Annotated in this window: 4 protein-coding genes and 9 pseudogenes; 6 read left to right on the plus strand and 7 right to left on the minus strand. The window is 75.2% G+C overall.

The genetic code is table 11. From position 1 onward, the window contains the following. The 7 genes and pseudogenes from KSK32_RS00780 to KSK32_RS34845 all read right to left on the minus strand — a co-directional run. Positions 1 to 212 (minus strand): annotated as a pseudogene (locus KSK32_RS00780) (bifunctional hydroxymethylpyrimidine kinase/phosphomethylpyrimidine kinase); the annotation flags it as partial. Between the two features lie 121 nt (positions 213 to 333). Then, positions 334 to 954: pseudogene (locus tag KSK32_RS00785) on the minus strand (thiamine phosphate synthase); the annotation flags it as partial. A gap of 65 nt (positions 955 to 1,019) precedes the next feature. Continuing rightward, on the minus strand, positions 1,020 to 1,802 hold the full coding sequence (locus KSK32_RS00790) for a thiazole synthase (protein WP_216927972.1): 783 nt from the start codon (positions 1,800 to 1,802) through the stop codon (positions 1,020 to 1,022). Further along, a pseudogene (thiS, locus tag KSK32_RS33100) lies at positions 1,799 to 1,998 on the minus strand (sulfur carrier protein ThiS). The gene KSK32_RS00790 and the pseudogene thiS (KSK32_RS33100) overlap by 4 nt, the downstream one beginning before the upstream one ends. Further along, entirely contained in the window at positions 1,989 to 2,276 is a 288-nt protein-coding gene (locus tag KSK32_RS34835; RefSeq protein WP_374226684.1) for a hypothetical protein, read from the minus strand. Before KSK32_RS34835 ends, thiS (KSK32_RS33100) begins: the two are co-directional and overlap by 10 nt. Next, positions 2,179 to 2,652: pseudogene (locus KSK32_RS34840) on the minus strand (FAD-dependent oxidoreductase); the annotation flags it as partial. The pseudogene KSK32_RS34840 and the gene KSK32_RS34835, both read right to left, overlap by 98 nt. A 49-nt stretch (positions 2,653 to 2,701) precedes the next feature. Next, positions 2,702 to 3,052 (minus strand): annotated as a pseudogene (locus KSK32_RS34845) (FAD-dependent oxidoreductase); the annotation flags it as partial. Positions 3,053 to 3,297: 245 nt separating this feature from the next. Between KSK32_RS34845 and KSK32_RS34850 the strand changes: the two are divergent. From KSK32_RS34850 to KSK32_RS00825, 6 genes and pseudogenes are all read left to right on the plus strand, one after another. Beyond that, a pseudogene (locus KSK32_RS34850) lies at positions 3,298 to 3,854 on the plus strand (FAD-dependent oxidoreductase). A gap of 118 nt (positions 3,855 to 3,972) precedes the next feature. Further along, positions 3,973 to 4,263, plus strand: coding sequence for an FAD-dependent oxidoreductase (locus KSK32_RS34855; protein WP_374226683.1), 291 nt, complete (start codon positions 3,973 to 3,975; stop codon positions 4,261 to 4,263). 66 nt (positions 4,264 to 4,329) lie between these two features. Further along, positions 4,330 to 4,528 (plus strand): annotated as a pseudogene (thiS, locus tag KSK32_RS00810) (sulfur carrier protein ThiS). After that, positions 4,525 to 5,305 (plus strand): annotated as a pseudogene (locus KSK32_RS00815) (thiazole synthase). Before thiS (KSK32_RS00810) ends, KSK32_RS00815 begins: the two co-directional pseudogenes overlap by 4 nt. 65 nt (positions 5,306 to 5,370) lie before the next feature. Then, positions 5,371 to 6,027 (plus strand): annotated as a pseudogene (locus tag KSK32_RS00820) (thiamine phosphate synthase); the annotation flags it as partial. An 84-nt stretch (positions 6,028 to 6,111) separates the two neighbouring features. Further along, positions 6,112 to 6,323 (plus strand): bifunctional hydroxymethylpyrimidine kinase/phosphomethylpyrimidine kinase (locus tag KSK32_RS00825; RefSeq protein ID WP_216927976.1); only part of this gene is annotated, 212 nt, incomplete at its 3' end.

Below are 6,323 nucleotides of genomic sequence, written 5' to 3' on the forward strand. Positions count from 1 at the left end.
AGTCGCCGAGCACGCTGTCCATCTGGTCGCGCACGGTCTGCGGGGGCAGCGGCAGGACCGCGTCGACGCCCCTGGTGCTCTGCGCGTGACGGTGGCGGTGAGCACGCTCGTGCCGTACGCCCCGAGCGCGGCGAACGTCTTGAGGTCGGCCTGGATGCCCGCCCCTGCTCCGGAGTCGAGCCGGCGATCGTGAGGACTGTTCTCGGCGTCACTGCGCTTCTCCAGTGGTTGCGGTTGAGGGCTGCGGCGACCGTGCCCACTCCGGGCGGTCAGCTTGATCCCTCCGTGGTCACGGTCGCCGCAGCCCTTCTCGTGCGGGCCTGCGTCGGATCGCGCAGGGTGGGTGCGCGCCACACGGGTGGCCGCCTCCTGGAAGGCGCTGCCCAGCGTGGTGGCGGTTTCTCGCGGGTCGTGGGCGCGCATGACGGCGCCCAGGACTGCCACTCCTCTGGCGCCTGCCTCTACACAAGCGTGGACCTGGGTCGGGGTTTCGATGCCGCCGAGTGCGAGCACCGGGACCGGGCTGGCTTTCACCAGCGCGGCGAGTCCGGCCGGTCGTAGCGCCGGGCCGTAGCCGGGTTTCGTCCTTGTCTCGTAGACCGGGGACAGCGTCGCGTAGTGCTCGGTGGTGAGCCGGGCCAGCTCGGCGGTGTCGTGGCAGGAGCGGCCGACCAGTCCGACGGCGGGCGGCGGGTACGGGCCGGCGGCGGGCAGGTGCACCGCGTCCCCGTCGAGCGGATCGGGTCCGGCGACGATCAGCGTGCCGCCCACCTCGGCGAGGATCGCGCGCAGGTCGACGGCGAGCGCGAGGCGCTCGGGGCGGGGCAGGTCCTTCTCCCGCAGCACCACCCACCGCACTCCCCCACCGACGGCACCCGCGACCACATCGACGAGCGACCCCCGGACGGCACGTCGATCGGTCAACACGACGACCCCGGTCGGGCCGGCGTAGATCTTGGTACGCGGCTGCCCCTCCAGGGGGGCTTCCGTACCAGGATCGGCCGCGACACCGGCGGCGGTCACAGGTCGGGCCGCCCGTCGTCGGGAGTGGACGCCAGGGCGTGGAAGCGGCGGGCGATACGGCCCGCGCCGTACGCCAGGCGCCCGGCCTCGACCGCGTACCGCATCGCCGTGGCCATCGCCACCGGCTCGGCGGCCCGGGTCACGGCGCTCGCCAGCAGCACCGCGTCGCAGCCCAGCTCCATCGCCAGCGCGGCGTCGGAGGCGGTGCCGATGCCCGCGTCGAGTACCACCGGCACGTCGACCGCCTGCCGGATCAGCCGGATGTGGTGCGGGTTGCCGATGCCGAGTCCGGAACCGATCGGCGACCCGGCCGGCATCACCGCCGCGCACCCCACGTCGGCCAGCCGACGCGCCAGCACCGGATCGTCCGAGGTGTACGGCAGCACGGTGAACCCGTCCGCCACCAGCTCCTCGGCGGCGCGCAGCAGCTCCACCCCGTCGGGCAGCAGCGTGCGCTCGTCGCCGATCACCTCCAGCTTCACCCAGTCGGTGTCGAACGCCTCCCGGGCCAGGTGCGCCGTCTTCACCGCCTCCACCGCGGTCCGGCAGCCGGCCGTGTTCGGCAGCAGCCGTACGCCACACCGCTCCACCAGGTCGAGCAGTCCGCCCGACCCGCCGGGCGTGGTGTCCACCCGGCGCAGCGCCAGCGTCACCAGCTCGGTACCGGAGGCGCGGATCGCCTGCTCCAGCGCGTGCAGGTTGGCCGCGCCGCCGGTGCCCAGAATGAGCCGGGAGCCGAACGTGACCCCGCCGATCTCCAGCGTGGACACCCCGCTCACCCGCCCTGGGTGGCACTGAGCACCTCGACGCGGTCGCCGTCGCGCAGCACGCTCGCCGACCAGCCGCCGCGCGGCACCACCTCGCCGTTCACCGCGACCGCGAGCCCGCGCTCCCGTCGGTGACGGTGCGGACCACCTCGGCCACTGTGACGCCCTCGGGCAGCGTCCGGCCGAGGCCGTTGACGATCAGTTCCACGTGCGCTCCTTCCCGAAGCGGTCCGGGGTGAAGGGGGCGAGCGCGGGATCCGGCTCGCCGGAGACGATCAGCTCGGTGACCAGGCCGGCGGTGACCGGGTGAGCACGATGCCGTGGCGGTGGTGCCCGTCGCGGCGAGCACGCCCGGCCGACCGGGCAGCGGCCCGATGATCGCGCGTTGTCGGGTGTACCGGGGCGCAGCCCGGCGACGGCCTCCACCAGCTCGTACTCGACGAGTTCCGGCACCAGCTCCGCGGCGGCGCGCAGCAGCGTCAGCACGCCACCGGCGGTGACAGCGGTGTCCGCGCGCTCCTCGACTGTCGCCCGACCACGACCTCCCCGCTGGCCCGGGCACCAGGTAGACCGGCTCGCTGTCCGCGTACCCCCGGATCACGTGCCGGAAGCCCGGCGGACCGCCACCCGGCGCGCGCAGCCGCAGCACCTGGCCCTTCACCGGCCGGACCGGCAGGCCGGTCAGGCCCGCCGCGCCGCATCCGGCCGCGACCACCGTGACCCCGGCATCCACCTCGGACAGCGCGCCGACGCGGGCCGGGCGCAGCTCCACCCCGGCGCGTTCCGCGGCCGTGCGCAGCGCGGCGACCAGCCGCCGCGGGTCGACCTGGTGGTCGCCGGTGGCCACCGCGCCGCCGCGCACCCCGCGGCGCCAGCGCCGGCTCGCGGTCGCGCAGCTCCGAGGGGCGCAGCGGCGTGATCGGCAGTCCCAACCCCAGTTGGTACGACCACAGCCGCCGCGCCTCGGCCAGGTCGTCGGCGGTGAGCCCGACGACGAGCGTGCCCTCGGTGCGGTACCCGAGGTCGACGCCGCTCGCCCCGGCCAGCTCGGCGGCGAAGCCGGCCAGCGGGCGGCGGAGGAGACGAGCAGCGCGGTCAGATCGCGTTCCCGAAGTACGCCTCGGCGACCGGCGACAGCATCCCGGCGGCCACCGACGAGGCGCCCGACCCGGCCGGTCGTCGTGCACCACCACTCGTAGTCCGCGCTGCGCGCACCGCCATGCGATCGCCCACCCCACCGGCCCGCCCCCCACCACCGCCACGTCGGTAAGGAAGGCCCCCTGTTAACGCCTCCGGTAGAGGAAGGGCCCCCTCTTAACACGTCAGCGCCCGCAGTAGCTCGGCGGTGGCGGACGCGGGATCGGCGGCCAGCCCTGGCCGCCGATCCCGCGTCCGCCACCGCCGAGCTACTGCGGGCGCTGACGTGTTAAGAGGGGGCCCTTCCTCTACCGGAGGCGTTAACAGGGGGCCCTTCCTTACCGACGTGGCGGTGGTGGGGGGCGGGCCGGTGGGGTGGGCGATCGCATGGCGGTGCGCGCAGCGCGGACTACGAGTGGTGGTGCACGACGACCGGCCCGGGTCGGGCGCCTCGTCGGTGGCCGCCGGGATGCTGTCGCCGGTCGCCGAGGCGTACTTCGGGAACGCGATCTGACCGCGCTGCTCGTCTCCTCCGCCGCCCGCTGGCCCGGCTTCGCCGCCGAGCTGGCCGGGGCGAGCGGCGTCGACCTCGGGTACCGCACCGAGGGCACGCTCGTCGTCGGGCTCACCGCCGACGACCTGGCCGAGGCGCGGCGGCTGTGGTCGTACCAACTGGGGTTGGGACTGCCGATCACGCCGCTGCGCCCCTCGGAGCTGCGCGACCGCGAGCCGGCGCTGGCGCCGCGGGTGCGCGGCGGCGCGGTGGCCACCGGCGACCACCAGGTCGACCCGCGGCGGCTGGTCGCCGCGCTGCGCACGGCCGCGGAACGCGCCGGGGTGGAGCTGCGCCCGCCCGCGTCGGCGCGCTGTCCGAGGTGGATGCCGGGGTCACGGTGGTCGCGGCCGGATGCGGCGCGGCGGGCCTGACCGGCCTGCCGGTCCGGCCGGTGAAGGGCCAGGTGCTGCGGCTGCGCGCGCCGGGTGGCGGTCCGCCGGGCTTCCGGCACGTGATCCGGGGTACGCGGACAGCGAGCCGGTCTACCTGGTGCCCCGGGCCAGCGGGGAGGTCGTGGTCGGGGCGACAGTCGAGGAGCGCGCGGACACCGCTGTCACCGCCGGTGGCGTGCTGACGCTGCTGCGCGCCGCCGCGGAGCTGGTGCCGGAACTCGTCGAGTACGAGCTGGTGGAGGCCGTCGCCGGGCTGCGCCCCGGTACACCCGACAACGCGCCGATCATCGGGCCGCTGCCCGGTCGGCCGGGCGTGCTCGCCGCGACCGGCACCACCGCCACGGCATCGTGCTCACCCCGGTCACCGCCGGCCTGGTCACCGAGCTGATCGTCTCCGGCGAGCCGGATCCCGCGCTCGCCCCCTTCACCCCGGACGCTTCGGGAAGGAGCGCACGTGGAACTGATCGTCAACGGCCTCGGCCGGACGCTGCCAGGGCGTCACAGTGGCCGAGGTGGTCCGCACCGTCACCGACCGGGAGCGCGGGCTCGCGGTCGCGGTGAACGGCGAGGTGGTGCCGCGCGGCGGCTGGTCGGCGAGCGTGCTGCGCGACGGCGACCGCGTCGAGGTGCTCAGTGCCACCCAGGGCGGGTGAGCGGGGTGTCCACGCTGGAGATCGGCGGGGTCACGTTCGGCTCCCGGCTCATTCTGGGCACCGGCGGCGCGGCCAACCTGCACGCGCTGGAGCAGGCGATCCGCGCCTCCGGTACCGAGCTGGTGACGCTGGCGCTGCGCCGGGTGGACACCACGCCCGGCGGGTCGGGCGGACTGCTCGACCTGGTGGAGCGGTGTGGCGTACGGCTGCTGCCGAACACGGCCGGCTGCCGGACCGCGGTGGAGGCGGTGAAGACGGCGCACCTGGCCCGGAGGCGTTCGACACCGACTGGGTGAAGCTGGAGGTGATCGGCGACGAGCGCACGCTGCTGCCCGACGGGGTGGAGCTGCTGCGCGCCGCCGAGGAGCTGGTGGCGGACGGGTTCACCGTGCTGCCGTACACCTCGGACGATCCGGTGCTGGCGCGTCGGCTGGCCGACGTGGGGTGCGCGGCGGTGATGCCGGCCGGGTCGCCGATCGTTCCGGACTCGGCATCGGCAACCCGCACCACATCCGGCTGATCCGGCAGGCGGTCGACGTGCCGGTGGTACTCGACGCGGGCATCGGCACCGCCTCCGACGCCGCGCTGGCGATGGAGCTGGGCTGCGACGCGGTGCTGCTGGCGAGCGCCGTGACCCGGGCCGCCGAGCCGGTGGCGATGGCCACGGCGATGCGGTACGCGGTCGAGGCCGGGCGCCTGGCGTACGGCGCGGGCCGTATCGCCCGCCGCTTCCACGCCCTGGCGTCCACTCCCGACGACGGGCGGCCCGACCTGTGACCGCCGCCGGTGTCGCGGCCGATCCTGGTACGGAAGCCCCCCTGGAGGGGCAGCCGCGTACCAAGATCTACGCCGGCCCGACCGGGGTCGTCGTGTTGACCGATCGACGTGCCGTCCGGGGGTCGCTCGTCGATGTGGTCGCGGGTGCCGTCGGTGGGGAGTGCGGTGGGTGGTGCTGCGGGAGAAGGACCTGCCCCGCCCCGAGCGCCTCGCGCTCGCCGTCGACCTGCGCGCGATCCTCGCCGAGGTGGGCGGCACGCTGATCGTCGCCGGACCCGATCCGCTCGACGGGACGCGGTGCACCTGCCCGCCGCCGGCCCGTACCCGCCGCCCGCCGTCGGACTGGTCGGCCGCTCCTGCCACGACACCGCCGAGCTGGCCCGGCTCACCACCGAGCACTACGCGACGCTGTCCCCGGTCTACGAGACAAGGACGAAACCCGGCTACGGCCCGGCGCTACGACCGGCCGGACTCGCCGCGCTGGTGAAAGCCAGCCCGGTCCCGGTGCTCGCACTCGGCGGCATCGAAACCCGACCCAGGTCCACGCTTGTGTAGAGGCAGGCGCCAGAGGAGTGGCAGTCCTGGGCGCCGTCATGCGCGCCCACGACCCGCGAGAAACCGCCACCACGCTGGGCAGCGCCTTCCAGGAGGCGGCCACCCGTGTGGCGCGCACCCACCCTGCGCGATCCGACGCAGGCCCGCACGAGAAGGCTGCGGCCGACCGTGACCACGGAGGGATCAAGCCTGACCGCCCGGAGTGGGCACGGTCGGCCGCAGCCCTCAACCGCAACCACTGGAGAAGCGCAGTGACGCCGAGAACAGTCCTCACGATCGCCGGCTCCGACTCCGGAGCAGGGGCGGGCATCCAGGCCGACCTCAAGACGTTCGCCGCGCTCGGGGCGTACGGCACGAGCGTGCTCACCGCCGTCACCGCGCAGAGCACCAGGGGCGTCGACGCGGTCCTGCCGCTGCCCCCGCAGACCGTGCGCGACCAGATGGACAGCGTGCTCGGCGACTT

This window comes from Micromonospora sp. WMMB482, from assembly GCF_019038635.1.
GTDB classification, from domain to species: domain Bacteria; phylum Actinomycetota; class Actinomycetes; order Mycobacteriales; family Micromonosporaceae; genus Micromonospora; species Micromonospora marina.